Annotated in this window: 10 protein-coding genes and 1 tRNA gene; 5 read left to right on the top strand and 6 right to left on the bottom strand. The window is 51.4% G+C overall.

The features are described from left to right. Window positions 1–143: 143 nt before the first annotated feature. Entirely contained in the window at window positions 144–725 is a 582-nt protein-coding gene (locus DTL42_RS27085) for a tyrosine-type recombinase/integrase (RefSeq protein WP_114368630.1), read from the top strand. A gap of 223 nt (window positions 726–948) precedes the next feature. Here DTL42_RS27085 and DTL42_RS10225 read toward each other — a convergent pair whose 3' ends face one another. Next, window positions 949–2,295, bottom strand: coding sequence for a hypothetical protein (locus DTL42_RS10225; protein WP_114368629.1), 1,347 nt, complete (start codon window positions 2,293–2,295; stop codon window positions 949–951). A 237-nt stretch (window positions 2,296–2,532) separates the two neighbouring features. Continuing rightward, complete coding sequence (locus tag DTL42_RS10220; RefSeq protein WP_147274232.1) at window positions 2,533–3,936, bottom strand: hypothetical protein; 1,404 nt, start codon at window positions 3,934–3,936, stop codon at window positions 2,533–2,535. Window positions 3,937–4,052: 116 nt separating this feature from the next. Between DTL42_RS10220 and DTL42_RS26260 the strand changes: the two genes are divergently transcribed. Next, window positions 4,053–4,155, top strand: a tRNA-Glu gene (locus DTL42_RS26260). 1,036 nt (window positions 4,156–5,191) lie between these two features. Here DTL42_RS26260 and DTL42_RS10215 read toward each other — a convergent pair. Together DTL42_RS10215 and DTL42_RS10210 are read right to left on the bottom strand one after the other, a co-directional pair. Then, window positions 5,192–6,793, bottom strand: coding sequence for an efflux transporter outer membrane subunit (locus DTL42_RS10215; RefSeq protein WP_114368627.1), 1,602 nt, complete (start codon window positions 6,791–6,793; stop codon window positions 5,192–5,194). Window positions 6,794–7,052: 259 nt separating this feature from the next. Then, the gene (locus DTL42_RS10210; protein ID WP_147274231.1) at window positions 7,053–7,673 is read right to left on the bottom strand and encodes a TetR/AcrR family transcriptional regulator; all 621 of its coding nucleotides are present in this window, start codon (window positions 7,671–7,673) and stop codon (window positions 7,053–7,055) included. 138 nt (window positions 7,674–7,811) lie between these two features. Between DTL42_RS10210 and DTL42_RS10205 the strand changes: the two genes are divergently transcribed. From DTL42_RS10205 to DTL42_RS27080, 3 genes are all read left to right on the top strand, one after another. After that, window positions 7,812–9,014, top strand: coding sequence for an efflux RND transporter periplasmic adaptor subunit (locus DTL42_RS10205; RefSeq protein WP_158545310.1), 1,203 nt, complete (start codon window positions 7,812–7,814; stop codon window positions 9,012–9,014). Window positions 9,015–9,079: 65 nt separating this feature from the next. Continuing rightward, a complete protein-coding gene (locus DTL42_RS10200; protein WP_114368625.1) occupies window positions 9,080–12,250 on the top strand; it encodes an efflux RND transporter permease subunit in 3,171 nt (1,056 codons plus the stop codon). 47 nt (window positions 12,251–12,297) lie between these two features. Then, window positions 12,298–12,600 (top strand): HPr family phosphocarrier protein, encoded by a 303-nt coding sequence (locus DTL42_RS27080; RefSeq protein ID WP_147274230.1) that lies wholly within the window; start codon window positions 12,298–12,300, stop codon window positions 12,598–12,600. Between the two features lie 108 nt (window positions 12,601–12,708). Here DTL42_RS27080 and DTL42_RS10190 read toward each other — a convergent pair whose 3' ends face one another. Next, window positions 12,709–13,770: an isoaspartyl peptidase/L-asparaginase family protein gene (locus DTL42_RS10190; RefSeq protein WP_114368623.1), complete on the bottom strand. Its 1,062-nt coding sequence runs from the start codon at window positions 13,768–13,770 to the stop codon at window positions 12,709–12,711. 62 nt (window positions 13,771–13,832) lie between these two features. Then, the gene (locus DTL42_RS10185; protein ID WP_158545309.1) at window positions 13,833–16,481 is read right to left on the bottom strand and encodes a M1 family aminopeptidase; all 2,649 of its coding nucleotides are present in this window, start codon (window positions 16,479–16,481) and stop codon (window positions 13,833–13,835) included. Window positions 16,482–16,549: the final 68 nt, after the last annotated feature.

Here is a 16,549-nt window from a genome sequence, read left to right as displayed (position 1 = left end):
AAGATCCGCCGCTTCCGTGCCATCCCTCGCTCCTGATGCTTGCTGGTAGTTTCAACACACCAGTCTCACCGATCGGAGCAAGGTTTTCTATCTAAGCCCGTGGTCCGAATAATGGGGTCCACTTCACTTCTGGTACATTCGTCATGGTCAGTCCTCGGTTCTGGTTGGTTGATGTTGGTAATCAAATCCATACCAGAGCCAGAGCTGGCTCTCAAATTCGCGCAATATTTAGGACGTTATCCGGACTCAGGGTCTCTGAGATCTCAGCTCTCAAGCTTCGAGAAGTAGTTCTTACAGAGACGAGACCTCACATCATTGTGAGCAACGGCAAGGGCGGCAAACGCCGGAAGGTCCCTCTCTGGCTCGATCGCCAGACGCTCTCAGAGATAGCCGCCTGGAAGGCTGTGAGAGACTCCCAGTGGGCTGATCCGGACTGCCCGTTTGTCTGCAACCTCAGGAAGGGCGAGAGCGGCCAGCCGCTAGGCGTGAGAGCCCTGCAGCACCGGTTTAAGACGATTCTCCGGACCTATCTGGCGCCAGATAGAGTTGAGCAGCTGTCGATCCACTCAGGCCGGCACAGCTTCGCCTCACACCTCTTGAAGCGAGGCTTCAGTCTCGTACAGGTCCGAGATTGGTTAGGGCATTCGTCGATTGCTACAACGTCCGTGTACCTGCATACGGACCCGGACGAAGGATCTGAGGTTCTGGAGGCTTTTGCGTTCTAGCTGACTTGAAGATATTAACAAGTAGTATGCTTGGGTTTCTTTGAGACTGAATGTTTATGTTTCATCTCTTCTATTACTTCGTTTGCTATTTCGATCCCTTGTCGAAACGGATCATCCTCTGGCAATTGTGACTCTACGCAAGTCACGCCAGTCAAATCTTGAAGGTATACCGCAAATGAATTTGGCTTGCTGAGGTTTTCGTGCTTTGACAGTTGATCACGTTTCATGACTCTTGTCCTCGGAAGTAGTTCTGTAGGAAGTGAGGATTTAAGTCAGATCCGAAGTAGTGTTTTCGATTGATCCATACGAATCCATCACCCTTGGAGATGACTGCAACATCGACTGGACCTCCAACGGTCTCCAGGTCGAGTGACATTTTTCTCTTTACGGATGTTAGACTGACGAGTGATTCCGCCAACGCCGCTAACTCATCCTTTGGGAGAATTGCAATAACGTCGAGCAGAGGATCAATATGCTTCGATCTGACGTGATTCTCAAGTTTGCCGATCGTGCTTTCCAGCCCTTCAAGGCTTTCAGTCGTCAATCGTTCCAAAATCTCCTTTTCTATTTCTGCAGACAGTTCTGAGCCCAACTGGTTACAGACTGTCTTAACCTCTTTCAATACCGATGGCGCATGATTCTCAAAAATCTTATACAAGTATCCAACAATAAGTTTATGAAACTGTGGATCAACCGCCTTTACGAATGACGAAACAACGTCGGTCTGGGCGAATGGAAGCACTGCGGCAGAGTTAGGGTTCTCATGGGTGCAGGCACAGCCGATTCCTTCTTCATGCCGAAGCTTGCCCTTGGCTAGTCCGTGGAAGAGGAATGACTTGACCGAAGGAAACGGTTCCGAAGAACCAAATCCAGCTATCACTATACCGCTGGAACTAGGAATTTCCTTGCCGTGACCTAGGTAGCAAAATCGATCAACAGCGATGTTTTTCAAACGACGTTTGTCGACTGCTGACAGGGGGGTTTGGGAGAATACGGTTTCCAGTGCACTATCAATTTCTTTGGAATACGACTTTTTCAATGTCTGCAGAAAGTTCTTGGAGATGTTTGGCACGAATTTTCCGGACTTCGTGTGTTCCCAATCCTCTTTGATGACGTCACTTGCTCGTTTCTTCCTTTCTTCTTCATTGCCGTCCGCTCCCTCGCTATCTAAGTCTGCAGTAGCTTTTGCGACACTCGACTTAATCATCTCGTATGCAACCTGAGTTTCCGCTTGGAAGATTCTGCGTTGGTACTGATCAGGGAAGAGATCGTCGTTGCTCCGAACGAATTCTAAGAAATCTTCAGTGTATTCGGAAAGGGTTTGGAATGACTTGTCATGCAATTGAGTGCGGTAAGTCTTGATGATCGTTTCCCAGGGGATGCCCATGAACGAAGCATTCCCATACGTCATTACAGCGACGGGTTGGAATTTGGATAAGGTGAACAGTTTATTCGCTGTGTTATAGGTCTTTCTGTGGTTGCCGGCGGCGCCTCCGCTCTGAATGGTTACGGTGCTGTCCGTAGCAAGTGCAACTCCCGACTTGTTTAAGATAGCGATCTGGGCAGTCATGACATCTCGTTTAGTTCGTTGTAAGCAAATGATCAGAGTTAATGTTAATCTGAATTACCCACAAATGCACTATTTGGTTGCCCTGCTGCGGGGCCATTCAGGCTTCCTGGTCCTTGCCATTCCTCTAAATTCCACCTGTTTACTAGTCGATGTAAAACGTGTCTACAAAGCCATTCCGGATTCATATCCGGAACCCTTTCATAGCGTCCTGAACATGAGCCCGGGAAAACTGTTCGCTTAGATCCCGTACTGCTTCCGGAGCCACTTCAACGGCTCATCGAGTCGTGTATCCTCCACAGCGAGATAGTGCCGTTGTGCAACGGACGTCGGTGCATCTCCGAGAAACAGCGTCGCCGTATCCTCTCCAAACTGCTTTGCGATCAAAGTAGAGGAAGTTTTCCGAATGAACTTCAGTGGAAGACCAGTAAGCCCTTTGCTTTCCCGCATACGCTTGAACGCCAGACGAATCGAATCGTTCCGGCTCTCCCCTGCGACGCTGGTCGTCGCTACCGGAGTCCCTCGTTCTGTCAGAAGCACTAACTTCTCGTCCTTACTTCGGAACTGCCGCAGCAGTTTGAGAGTACGGGGCCACAACCGATAGTTGACGGTCGGCACGTTTCCAACGGAGTCCTTCGTCTTACTCCGCCTGCGGATAATGCGACCCTTTCGCCAGTCGACATGCTCGTGAGTCAAAGAAGCAATGTCGGCTTGTGTCACTCCACAGTTCATCATGAGAAGCAGGTACAGCTCCAGACGTTCGTCTGCCAGCTTCAGGTACTTTTTCAACTCGCTGATCTTAAACGTCTGAATCTCCTGGGCCGGCGCTGAGATTCGAAGGCTTTCTAAGTTCTTCGGTTCATGGTCGATCAATTCGGCATCCCGGCATAGATACCTGATGAATTGCTTGAAGGTTGCCAAGACGTCCTTGCAGTACTTGGCGCTCTTCTCGCCAGACGCAACGAGCTGAGTCAGGTGGTTGAAGAACTCCCGGCAATGGTCCCCATTCAAGCTCCGGACATCGGCCGTCAGATCGGCCCAATCCTTGTACTGCTTCAGTCGGTACTTGTTCACCTTGGGGTGCGCCATCTGGAACTTATCGAGCTGAGCGCTGAGGGTGTAGTCAGCCGTGTCTTCAGCGTCGCTCTCCCACGGCTTTGCCACCGGCTCGACTTTTCCGCCGACCTTTGCCCGTAGATCCGTCTGGAGCTGTTCCTGGAATCGATGAGCTTGCTCCCGAATTTGCCGCTGCTTTCGGACTTCCCAATCTTCGTCGGGCTCGATCACATTCCCGTCTTCATCAAGGGGCAGGTCGACGTGTTGGAGGATGGCAGCATGTAGCAGCTTGAGCGTCTCAGCAACGGCCAGATATCGAGTCGGATCTTCGTTCTTCCGATGGACATCCTGCAGGCCGAGAAGGAAGTTGATCAGATACTCCTCCCGGGAACCGGGGTCCGCCTGACCGGCCTTGGCATCAACCTCGACCTTCTTGGCTTCCCAGGCTTGGAGGCAGCGACGGTAGCTCGAAGCCTTCGTCTCGCCGTCCTCCAAAGGGAAGTAGTACTGCTTGCCTTGATATTCTTTTCGCCAGCGTCGAGAACTCTCGATCCACTGCAGTTGGTAGCGACGGGATTTCTTCGTCATGACTCGAAGCCTGTTGAACGGACGAAAACCGTTCAGCAACGCTGCGTCTCGTTCTGAAGGAGACGATCGGACGCCAACGGTTTGAACGGCTGATTTGAACGTCATTATGCCGTTCAGGCGTTCAGTCGGCAATCATTTAACCCTGTTTTTCCCGTGTTTTACGAGTTGAACACTGCGTTCTCAATGCAGAGGTCGTCGGTTCAATCCCGATCAGCTCCACTTCACTTTTCTAGGTATTCTCTTGCCTTACGAGAGTTGTTTCTAACCCGTCAGGCTCTGAAGACACGTTTCACTTCAATGCACGACGCATTGGAGAGTAATTCATGCCACGCCTCATCCCTGCTTTGTTCCATTTCGTTTTCTGGCTGAAGAAGTAAGAAAGCGGCGTTTCCTGCTTGAGGATTGCATTTCTTCAGCTGCCCAACCTGGGGATGAGCGTACGCCATGACTCTATGGGTACGAAAGGTTCTTTAGAACGAACTGACGACAACGTGGTGGCCTTTCCGCAACCGGGAGATTCGAGATGAGTCAGCGCCAAGTTTGCGAGAAAACCGCAATGCCTCTTGGGTCTGATGGGGTCACGAGCAATGCGTCAGTCGCCGCTTGAGCCTGGGCTGGAACACGGGATTTGAGTGGTCAGGAAGGGCCATAACACCTCTTCTAAACGTTATAGAAACTAGTGAGCGATTCCATCTGATAGTGGATCAATTGTTGATACCTCTTCATTCCTTGGCTGCAAAATTAAATTCATTCAACCGAGTGGCAATTCAGACACCGAATGTATCGCTCGGAGACGAATCCTGGTCACGTTCATTTTTCCGCTTTGATTGAACGTGAGATTCTCCCTGCCTCGCTGGCGCAACTTATCGGCAATTCTTAATCGACGGTGGAATGCATTTGTACCAAGACCTAGGCACAAAAGCACAATTCGAGGGAATCGCTTTTGAACAGTACGCATCACCGCAGACAGGGGATGTTGGACAGGGTACGCGAACACTAGGCTTCAAACAGTAAGTATCAGGGCAACAATTCGAAGCGGGCACAACGCATGGAATCGGCTTTCTGAAGTAGCCATCAGGGCAGCCACATCGATTACTCGTTCCTTTGTAAGGGACTGGTTGAGAGTGTGACGATATGGCTGCGTATGTTTCGCCCGCAGACACAGGGTGCAAGGTATTTCCCAGGCACATGATTGCCAAGACAAAACACCAAGATAGGCTGCCATTGAACAACGGATGTCGTTTCATCATTTTTCCTATGGGGTTTCGGGAATAGCTGGAGCAATCGGAGCGGGAAGTAAAACAGATTCGGGTACGGGAGTTGGTAAGAGAATTTCATCCTGGATAGGCATAGTGGTCGCAACCGGATCGAGCCGGATTTCCCAACCTCCACCCAATGCCCGATACAAGTCCACCAGGCTGAGCGCCGCATTTCCGCGGGCAGCAGCTAAGGCTTCTTGCTGGCTAAGTAGTAGTTGCTGGACACTGTACAGGCGATTGAAGTCGATCTCCCCTTCACGGTATTTGACCTGTGCCACTCGTTCCGCCTCGAGCGCTTGTCGAGCACTTTCATCGAGAACCTGAACTTGTTCTGAAAAGTGTAGATACGAAACGATTGCGTTTTCGGCTTCCTCGTTGGCCGTCAAAACCGTTTGCTGATAGTTCGCGATCAACTGTTGGAATCGAGCGTCTTGAACACGGATGTTGTTTAGCAGACGTCCGTAGTTCAAGATATTCCAGCGAAAAGATGGGCCGATGGTACCGCCAAAGGCACCGCCTTTAAAAATATCCGAGAAGTGAGCTGCATCCCACGAAAGCAGTCCATTGATCGAAATATGGGGATACAACTCCGCCTGGGCAATGCCGATTTCCTCGCTTTGAGCCGCCACAAGTCGTTCTGCCCTCCGCACGTCTGGCCGATTCCAAATCAAGTCCGCAGGAACGCCCGCCGAGACCACATCGGGAGGAACAGGGATATCTCTTGAACCTTCGAGTAAGTAGGAAAGGTCGTGTGGGGGCATTCCCATCAACACTGCCAAGCGGTTTTGAGAACGTCTGCGTTGAATTTCAAGTGCTTCGATTGCCGCCAAAGTGTTGCCGAGGTTTGATTTCGCCTGCGGTGTATCCAGTTCGCTGTTGACCGCCATGGCGTCAAATCGAGCCTGTGCGACTCGGACGCTTTCGGCTTGGAGCGTTCCATTCTGGCGGGCCACTTCAAGGCGTTGATCGACTGTCCGCAACTCAATATATGTGGACGCGACTTCCCCAATCAGTAATACGAGGGCATCGTCGTATTCTTCGATGGAACTATCTAAACGTGCGTCAGCTGCTTCGATCGCGCGACGGTAGCGTCCCCAGAAGTCTAACTCCCACGCCAAGCTCCCTCCCACACGCCAATTGCCATATTGCCTTGCCGCTAGGTTCGCGAAAGGCGAATTCGGGTCGACTTGTGGAAAGAGGGCTGTCTGCGTGCTGCGTTGGGTATGTGTAAAGTCACCGATTACGTCTTGAGTCTGAGGAAAGAGATTCCCAGCGACAACGCCTCGCTGTGCCCGCGCTTCGGCAACTCGAAAACCAACTTCACGTAGCGTGATATTTTGCTGATATGCCGTTTGAACCAGATTGTTTAGAACGGGATCTTCAAATACCAACCACCACGATCGAAGATTCGCCTCTTCGCTGGAAACCTTGGGATTGTTGGAGTCGATCCATTCATCGGCAATCGGCACGTCAGGCCGTTTGTAGTCAGAACCAACCTTGAATCGGTTCGAGACGTACTCTTTAAAGCTGGTACAACCAATCGCGCTCAAGCACAGCAAAAGACAGATTGGAGTAAGACGAGATGAAACCGAACGCATGACAAAGGCCCTCCGTGACCATTTGCATTGTCACTGTCGAATGGGAAATTCACCGACGAGTTCGGTGACATTCTCGGGCAACGAGCCAAAAACTACACTGCCTAGTGTACATTTATTCGGCAAGACCTAGAATTTGAATTCAGCCTAATTCCTCTCGTTGTATCGATCGAATGCCTGAGTCCGATTAATCTGTTCCGATCACGTAGAATCGCGAGCCTCTATGGAGAGGTGATAGCATTTTCAACTTTTCGTGTGTGCATTAAGCCGGGGTCGCGTAGTGATCAAGAATAAGTCTGACCGTGGAACGAATAATCTCAGTCTGTTGTTTTTTGGTAAGAGGCGGTTCACTCCCGAGAATCTGAGGCCAAAATGCGAACGTATCTAACATCCCGCGTAGTTGCCGAGCGACAAGAATTGGATCGCTCTTCGTCAACCGCCCGGCTTGCTGGGCGTCCTTAATCCAATTAACAAGTGATTGTTCGCCTGGCCTGCTATCTCCCAATAGTTGTTTTGCCAGCTCAGGAGTCTGGAGAAATCGAGGCAGAACGACTTTCGCCAAGTCTTTGAACTCGTCGGAATTCGCCAAGTCCATATAAGCCTGGGCCACTTTGCGGAGTTGAGACTCTAGTGGTTTTTCCTGGTCGAATGTGAATTCTTGGACGCTATTGCAGCGAGATTTCAAACGTCCGACAATCGCGACAAAGAGCTCTTCCTTGCTAGGAAAATGATTGTAAACCGTTCGCTTAGAAGCATTTGCAACCTCTGCAATTCTGTCCATGCTTGTGTTCTCGAAGCCGGACGAGCCAAACTCTTGAACGGCCGCATCCAAGATCGCCTCTCGCTTTCGATCAGTCAAACGAACTTTGACGAGATTCTCCATGGCATCTCTCTTTACACTTTCCAGTTTACTTTGTACACTAACAATAAAGTACACCCGACAGTTTACTTCCTTTGTTTATTAGCAAGAAGACGGCGTCGTGGAAACATCCTTTTGTTTGGCAATACAGGACCAACCTCTATGAGTGACTCCTCTCCTCGGAAAACGGCATTATCCACGGTCGGTCATTTGGTTCGCCGCGGCATTCCACTTCTCGTCCTTGGTGGAGTTCTGGTCACCGCTTACTACTATTTCGAGCATGAGGACGGGCACGCACCAGCCCATGATGCTGGCCCCAGTCACCCTACCGATCCGATTCCTGTTTCGGTATTCCCCCCCAAATTCGAGACGATTCCGCTCGGTGGCAAATTCCTCGGCCAGACAGAGGCTTCGCAAGTGATCGAAGTCCGGGCACGCGTCCCGGGGCACATCGTCCAACGCAATTTTCAGGAAGGGCAGCTTGTCCAACAAGGGGCCAAACTCTTTCAAATCGATTCGCGTCCGTACGAAGTCGAATTGTTGCAAGCCCAAGCGAGCCTAGCCCGTGCCGAGGCTATTTTGAATCAGGCAGAAGTCTCTAAACGCCGTCAAGAAACTCTTGAGCAAAGAAAAGCAACTTCCCAGCAAGCATTGGATGCCGCTCAATCTGATTTTCAAGTAGCAATGGCGGAAGTGCAATTACAAAAAGCACGTATCGAGGCTGCCAAACTGCAACTTCAATATACCACAATCGAATCTCCCGTAACGGGCCGTATTGGGCAGGTTCTTACCGATGTCGGCAACTACATTTCAGCTGGCGGAGGCGATCCGCTGGTCACGATCCGGAAGGTCGATCCTATTTACGTTCGTTTCCCAATCACGGAACACGAAATGTTGAAGTTTCGTCGGCAGGTTTCTGAAGGCGACGTTTTCGCACCACCTACAGAAGACTTAGAACTCGAAATTACGTTAGCAGATGGAACCATTTATCCCTATCACGGACGGATCAATTTTCAGGATGTGCAAATTGATCAGAATACCGGAACGATGGTCGTTCGCGGTAGTGTTCCCAACACAAACGGCGACTTAATGCCGGGGCAATTTATTCATACGACTGTTTTGGGACCGAAGCGTTTGAATGTTATTCGAGTTCCCCAAGTGGCGGTGCGTCAGACTCCGACCGGCGCTAGTGTCTATGTCATCAACAACGATCAGAAGGTCGAGACGCGCCCCGTCGAGCTAGGAGATTGGTCGGACGGCGATACGTGGATTATCGAAAGTGGGCTGCACGAAGGAGACAAAGTGATTGTCGACCGATTAATGATGCTGCGGCCTGGCATGCCAGTTGTCCCCAGCCAAGGATAATCGGCCAACCGAGAATTCGTGCCAAAGATTGAATACCGCAACCTTTCATCTACAGACTTGATCTTATGCTCTCTCGATTCTTCATCGATCGCCCGGTGTTCTCGATTGTCCTATCGCTCTTGATCGTGATTGCAGGTGGCGTCTCAATCGTCGTTCTACCGGTAGAACGTTACCCAGAGATCACGCCCCCCCAGGTTCAAATAACGGCGGTATATCCGGGAGCCGACGCTCAAACATTGGCAGAATCGGTAGCTGCGCCTATTGAACAGCAATTGAGCGGCATCAAGAACTTGATCTACTTCAGTTCACAAAGCAGTAATGATGGCACATGCAAAATTACGGTCACTTTTGAAATTGGAACCGATCAAGATATGGCGGCTGTGGAAGTGCAAAACCGTCTGGCCATTGCTCAACCGAAGTTGCCACAAGAGGTGGTGAGAAACGGGGTGACCGTCGTCAAGGCCTCGAGTAGCATTCTTGCGCTTGTTGCCTTGGAATCGAATGATGAGAACATCAGCGACCTTTTCCTCAGTAACTACGCAACGATCAACCTCCTGGATCGAATTAAACGCGTTCCTGGCGTGGGCGATGCCTCGGTGTTTGGGAATAGAGACTACTCGATGCGTATCTGGGTCAATCCAGATCGGCTCGCACTCAAGGGCATGACGGTATCGGATGTAACTGCCGCGCTGCGAGATCAGAATGCCGTGTTTCCTGCGGGAATGGTAGGGCAGCGGCCGACGGGTGACGAGGTGGAATTAACCCTGCCAGTCTTAACACGTGGCCGATTGAGTGACGTGAGCGACTATGAAGACGTTATCCTGAGAGCAACCCCTGACGGTGCCATTGTTCGCCTCAAGGATGTCGCACGGATCGAACTGGGAGCACAAAGCTACAATATGGTCAGCCGCCTGAACGGCAAGCCGACCACGCTCATCTTGATTAATCTTCAAAGTGGTGCGAATGCCCTAGCAACGATGGACAATATCCTTGCGACCATGAAGGAAGCGGAGCAAGATTTTCCAGCCGGCATTTCCTGGAGCATTCCTTTCGAAACAACGTCATTCGTTAGCGAATCGGTGGAAAAGGTTATCCATACCCTCTTCGAAGCCATTCTGCTCGTGATCGTTGTGGTATTCCTGTTCCTTCAGTCCTGGCGGGCGACTCTTATTCCCCTGCTTGCCGTGCCTGTGGCCGTGATTGGAACTTTCGCGGGAATGATCGTGCTTGGTTTCTCGATCAATACGCTGACACTGTTTGGCTTAGTACTTGCAATCGGGATCGTGGTGGACGATGCAATTGTCGTGGTGGAAAACGTGGAACGGATCATGCACGAAGACGGTCTTAGTCCGCGCGATGCCACCATCAAAGCAATGCAGCAAGTAACCGGCCCAGTCATTGCAATTGTGCTGGTGTTATCCGCAGTGTTCGTTCCCGTTACCTTTTTAGGTGGCTTCACGGGACAAATGTATCGACAGTTCGCTGTGACGATCGCGCTTTCGGTGGCCATTTCTGGACTCGTTGCTTTAACGCTCAGCCCGGCACTCGCCAGCATTTTGCTCCTACCATCCCACGGTAAAAAGAATATCCTCTTCCGAGCGTTCGACAAAGTGTTCGACTGGATTACGTTTGGCTATGTAAGCGGAGTCAAGGCAACCATCCACATGACTTTGGTTACACTGATTACCTTCGGTGTACTCTGCTACGCCACCTATCGTCTTTCCGGTGTCGTTCCCGCAGGGTTCTTGCCGGACGAAGACCAGGGCTATGTGATTGGAGTTGTCATGCTGCCCGACGGTTCTTCCCTGGATAAGACACAAAGCGTCATCGAACAGGGTGAAGAGTTTTTCAAGAATCACCCGGCGGTGGACAATGTTGTGGGACTAGTCGGTTACGACGTTCTTGGCGGTGGTGCGGCAAGTACCAATGCCGGTGTTTTATTCGTACGTCTCAAGCCATTTCATGATCGCGAAGAACCGGAACTTTCGGCGCAAGCACTGATCGCGGATTCTCAACAATTGATGCTGACCGTCACCGACGGATTGATCCTGACAATTAACCCCCCACCAATTCAAGGGCTTGGTCAGCGTGCCGGGTTCACAATTGAACTTCAGCAAAGAGGGGGCGGTAGTGTAACCGAACTAGCGGACGTCACGCAAAAGTTCCTTGCCGCCGCCAATGAACATCCTGATCTCGTCGGTCTTAATGCAACCTTGCGAGTAACATTGCCACAAGTGTTCGTAGATTTGAACCGCGAAAAGACACGCATGATGGGTGTTGAACTGAGCGGCGTCTTTGAACCGATGCAGGCTTATTTTGGCTCGTTATACGTGAATGACTTCAATCGTTTCGGGAGGATTTGGCGCGTCCAAGTTCAGGCCGAGCCCGAAGTTCGGAACTCGCCGACCGATATCGACAGAATCTACGTCCGCAATAATATCGGCAAGATGGTCCCGCTTTCCGCGATCGTGGACACTAAATTCCAAGCTGGCCCGAACTTGGTAAGCCGCTACAACGGATTTCCTGCTGTCGAGATCACGGGAGCTCCCGCCGTAGGAATCAGTAGTGGACAAGCCATGAACACGATTCGCCAACTTGCTGCTGATACGCTTCCCCCTGGGTATGGAATTGAATGGAGCGGGGCATCCTATCAGGAAATCAAAGCGGGCAACCAAGCTCCAATGGTACTTCTCTTCGGACTAGTGGTGGTCTTCTTGGTGCTGGCGGCCCAGTACGAACGCTGGACGCTTCCCGTTGGCGTTCTGTTGGCTGTTCCCTTAGCCGTGCTTGGTGCCCTGATCGCCGTTTACTTCCGAGGTTACACGCAAGACATCTACTTCCAGATTGGCCTGCTAACACTGGTTGGGCTGTCGGCGAAGAATGCGATCTTAATCGTCGAATTTTGCGTTGCTCTTCGTAAGGAAGGGATGGGTATCGTCGATGCCGCTGTTGAAGCCGCGAAGCTGCGTTTTCGTCCCATCGTCATGACCTCACTAGCATTCATCTTAGGTGTGGTTCCCCTCGCAATCGCCACAGGAGCCGGAGCCGCAGGACGTCGTTCTCTTGGAACCGGAGTCGTGGGCGGAATGCTCTCTGCAACGTTTCTCGCAATCTTCTTCATTCCTTTGTTCTACGTTCTGATTCAACGCATGGCCGAATTTTTCTCCGGAAGTCGAGCAGTTTCTCCTTCGGATGACGAAGCAGCCCATGGCGAAAACCAATTGACCTCTGAATAGGCTTTCTATACTTGCTGCTTCAATTCGAAGAATGAAAGGTAAAGAAATTGAGCCTGGGAAATACGAATGACTCGACGAGCATTTGCAAAAGAATAACCGTTCTGAACAAAAATGGTATGCACCTAATACCGTGTTCGAACCTTGTGCATCTCACGAAAGACTTTCCGGGCGATGTCCGGCTTTCCAAGGGTGAACAAGACGCGAGTTGTAAATCAATCCTTGAACTATTGGTGCTATTTGCAGAACCTGAAACGACTCTCACTCTGACGGTGACTGGAGAGCAAGCAGAAGAAATGGCAGAAAAGGTCTCTCAGTTTTTCTCGAATGGATGCATATTGCCGCCCCCCTAAGAGATTCAAACGCATAGTGCCCGGAACAATTGGGAAATCTGCGGTCGTGTAACGAGATCGTTATTTCCTACGGCTACACTTACTCATTCCAAATTTATCAATCGGTAACTAATCCTCTAGTGGCTCGTCCCAGATGGCGACGCCTCGGCTTCCTTTCCAATCGGACCAACCACGGGCAAGTGTGGTCGAGCTTACTTCCAGTACCATGTTGCCTTCCGCGTCGACCGCGATCAGTCCGCCGTCGCCTGGATCGAGCACTTTGGTAAGGCAATGATCGACCGCCTCTTGCAAAGACTGCTTCATTTCACGCACGCGGAAATTGACCTGAAAACCAATCGCATGCCGGATATACTGCTCGCCGGTGCCTGTCCCGCTGATGGCACACCCGGCGTTATCGGCGTAAGTGCCGGCACCGATAATCGGGGAGTCGCCAACCCGTCCAACCATCTTGCCGGTCAGCCCACCGGTACTAGTTGCAGCGGCCAGGTTGCCATTTTGGTCGAGCGCAGCACAACCAACTGTTCCGTTGCCCAGATCAACATCTGCCGGATGAGTTGGGGCCAGCGATACATTCGGACGACCGTACGGTGGCTCTGCAGGGATCGGTTGCCCCTTCTTTTTCAAACGGCGAACCAAATCCTTCCAGCGAGCTTCGTTAAAGTAATAACTTCGCGGCACAATTTCTAGGCCGCTGGCTTTTGCGAACTCGTCGGCATCCTTCGCTGTGAGCAGGACGTGCGGCGTTTTCTCCATCACCAAGCGTGCTGCGACAATCGGATTGCGAACCGTTTCAACTGCGGAAACACCTCCGCAGGCTAAATTGCTACCATCCATGATCGAAGCATCAAGCTGCTGATAGCCAGCCGCATTGAAAACAGCACCTCGCCCCGCGTTGAAGCAAGGGGCGTCTTCCATGACCATGACCGTCTGCTGCACGGCATCCAGGGCGGTGCCCCCTTCGGCCAAGATCTTCTCGCCGGTGGCAAGTGCCTTTTCTAGCGTCTGCTTGTACTCTTGCACCAGTTCAGGCGGGATGTCTTTGGGAATATCGCCTGCCCCACCGTGCAGGACAATTGCCCAACGTTTTTCCTCCGCTTGCACTAAAGCGGAGGAAAACAACCCCATGATCATGAAAGACATGACCAACCAAGCAGCATTCCGAATCAACATCGATCCTCTTTCCAGATGAAGATGAAACAAGTTGCGAATTGACTAACCGGATGAGGAAGGGGTTAATCTTTCTTTTCTGTCGTTTCGAGCTTCTTCTCCAAGTCGTCCAGCTTTTCTTTGAGCGACTTGTTCGACTTCTCTAGCTCTTGCATTTGCTTGCGAAGTTCGATTAGCTCGCGTGGTTGAGGAGACTTGTCTTTGGTCAACTCTGCCAAGGCATTACTGGCCGCTTTGGAAAGTTCCTCGTCATTGGTCGCATCGGCGTACGCCTGCAAGATTGGGCGGGCTTCTTCTAATTGAAGCTGCCCCAAAGCGGTGATCGCTGCTTTCTGGACGTCGGTTCGCCCGTTATTCAGATGGGGTGCGATCAGCTTTAACGACTGCAATTTTTCTTCTTTTCCATCGCTCAACTTGGCCAAAGCAATGAGCACTTTGCCCAAGCCACGCGACGTGTACTTGTCCGAGTGATTCGTCACTTGTTCTGCCAAATCAGGCACGTACTGTGACGAGCCGCTCTTTTCCATCGCAACCACAGCCGCTTCCGCGACCTGGTTGCGGAACGATTCTCGCTGCAACGAGGCCCGCAAGTAGCTAGTCACCGAGTCGTCAGAGTACTTTGCTAATCCGTCGATCCACTGCTCGACAATCGCCGGATTTTTTTCTTGCTGAGCCGATTCTAGAATGGTGTCCAAGCTTTCCGGTCGGTAGAAGCCAACCACGGCATCTGCAACTGCCAAACGAACGCGGGCATCGTCTTGCTCTGGCGTTTTCACCAATGCGGCTAACGCTTCGTCACGATTCATTTTGCCTAGGGCCTTGGCCGCTTCGACTCGGACGCCGAAGAACGGATCGCTTGCCAAAGCGTTCTGAATGGCATCGATCCCTTTGTTCGTCTTCTTCTTGGCTAAAGCTTCAATCGCCAAGATTCGACCAACGCAACGTTCGGCGTTTTCCAGCTGGTTCAGCCACAATTCCTCGGGTTTATCAAAGTCGATATTGGCCAGCAAGGTGTACTCAGGATCGAATTGCACCATCTCAGGCTTGCTGGGGACCGGGACGTAGAACTCGTGCTTCTTGTCGGTGATCTCTTCGGTGTGATAGACCATTTCGTCACCACACTTCAACGCAAACGTCGCTGGGAACGCAAACAGCATTACGTCGTTGTCGACCTTTTGGGTTTGCTCGACGGTAAAGTGAGCCAGCGACAATTTAGGATCGTAGCGATAACGAATCTTCACATCTGGGTGCCGGGCGTGGTAAACCCATTGATCGAAGAATCGGTCGAACGTTCGTCCACTGGTCTCCTCGAATGCGGCTTGTAGTTCTGGCGTGGTGACCGTCGTCAGGGCGTGTTCCTTCAGATAATTCTGAATCGCCTGACGATACATTTCTTCCCCTAGTTGGCTTCGCAGCATGTGCAGAACCCAGCTTCCTTTCGGGTAAGCTCGGTAGTCGAATTGATCGCCAGCGTTGGTGTATCGCTTCCAGACGATTGGACGCTTGTCGTTATTACCGCCTGGCAGAACACGATTAGTCGCATCGCGGTACAAACCGTACAACGTGGCATCGCGTCCGAACTTTTCCCCTTCGTAGAGGTGCGTGTAATAAGTGGCAAAACCTTCGTTGAGCCACAAATGACTCCAGTCTTCACACGTCACATAGTCACCAAACCACTGGTGTGCCAATTCGTGAGCATCCAAGCCACGCGACGATTTGATGTTCTCGGTTTCTTTGCTGAAGATCGTGTTGTTGGTCAACGTGGTGATCGTGGTGTTTTCCATGCCACCGGCAATGAAGTCCCAGATCGTGACTTGATCGTACTTGTTCCAGGGGTACGCTACGCCGATTTCCTTTTGATAGAACTTCATGATCGAAGCGGTATCTTGGAACGAGTTGGCAGCATGCTTGGAAAGCGACGGCTGACTATAAAAACCGAGCGGGATATTGCCTGCGGTGTCTTCCAGCTTGTCGAAGTAGCCAGCAACAACACAAATCAGGTAGTTCACGTGCGGCTTATCTTGCAGCCAATGGACCGTTTTCAGCTGCTTTTCCAGGTCGACACTTTCACCCAACTTGCGTCCATTGGAAATAACGGTCATGTCGGAAGGAACATGGCAAATCACTTCCGTCGTGGACTTTTCGTTGGGATAATCGAAACAAGGGAACCAGCGGCGGGCATAGTGGGATTCGCCTTGAGTCCAGCAGTGGGTGTCTTCTTCTGGGTAGCCCATTTCCGCCGTGCGGAAGTAGAAACCGCCAGTCGGTTCGCAGTTATGTTCGATGGTGACCCAACTTTCCTGGCCAACCGGGATCGGCTCTTTGAAAGCAATGGTGAGTTCTTCACCCGAGTTTTCAAACTCCGTTACCGGTGTCGAACCTTCCACGCCGGTAATGTTCAGTTGCACAGCGTCGAGGGTAAGAGCTTCAAGTGGCTTCCGCAGTGGGACAAAGCGAATCGTGGTCGTCCCGCCAACGGTTCGTTTCTTGAAATCAGGGGTAATGTCGAGCTTGATATGCTGCACATCCACCATCCGCACCGGAGCGTAGTGAGGACCATCATTGCCCAATTCGACTCCAAAACTAGCCCGCGCGGCGGCCGCTTCGCAGTAACGGCAAGTGCATAAGGCTTCTTCCGCATAAGCAACTGCGGAAAGCGTCAGTGTGGCCAGCAGAGATCCAGCCAAGCAAACTAATGCGATAATCGATTTCATGAAGGTAAGACCCATTTCTAGGAAAGAACGTCAACAGCTGGGTTCTGCTGAATGGTAATCCAGATGAC

The sequence above is a fragment of the Bremerella cremea genome (assembly GCF_003335505.1).
GTDB classification, from domain to species: Bacteria; Planctomycetota; Planctomycetia; order Pirellulales; family Pirellulaceae; genus Bremerella; species Bremerella cremea_A.
The sequence above is the reverse complement of the archived record's forward strand: the minus strand, read 5'-3'. Positions and strand labels throughout refer to the sequence as shown.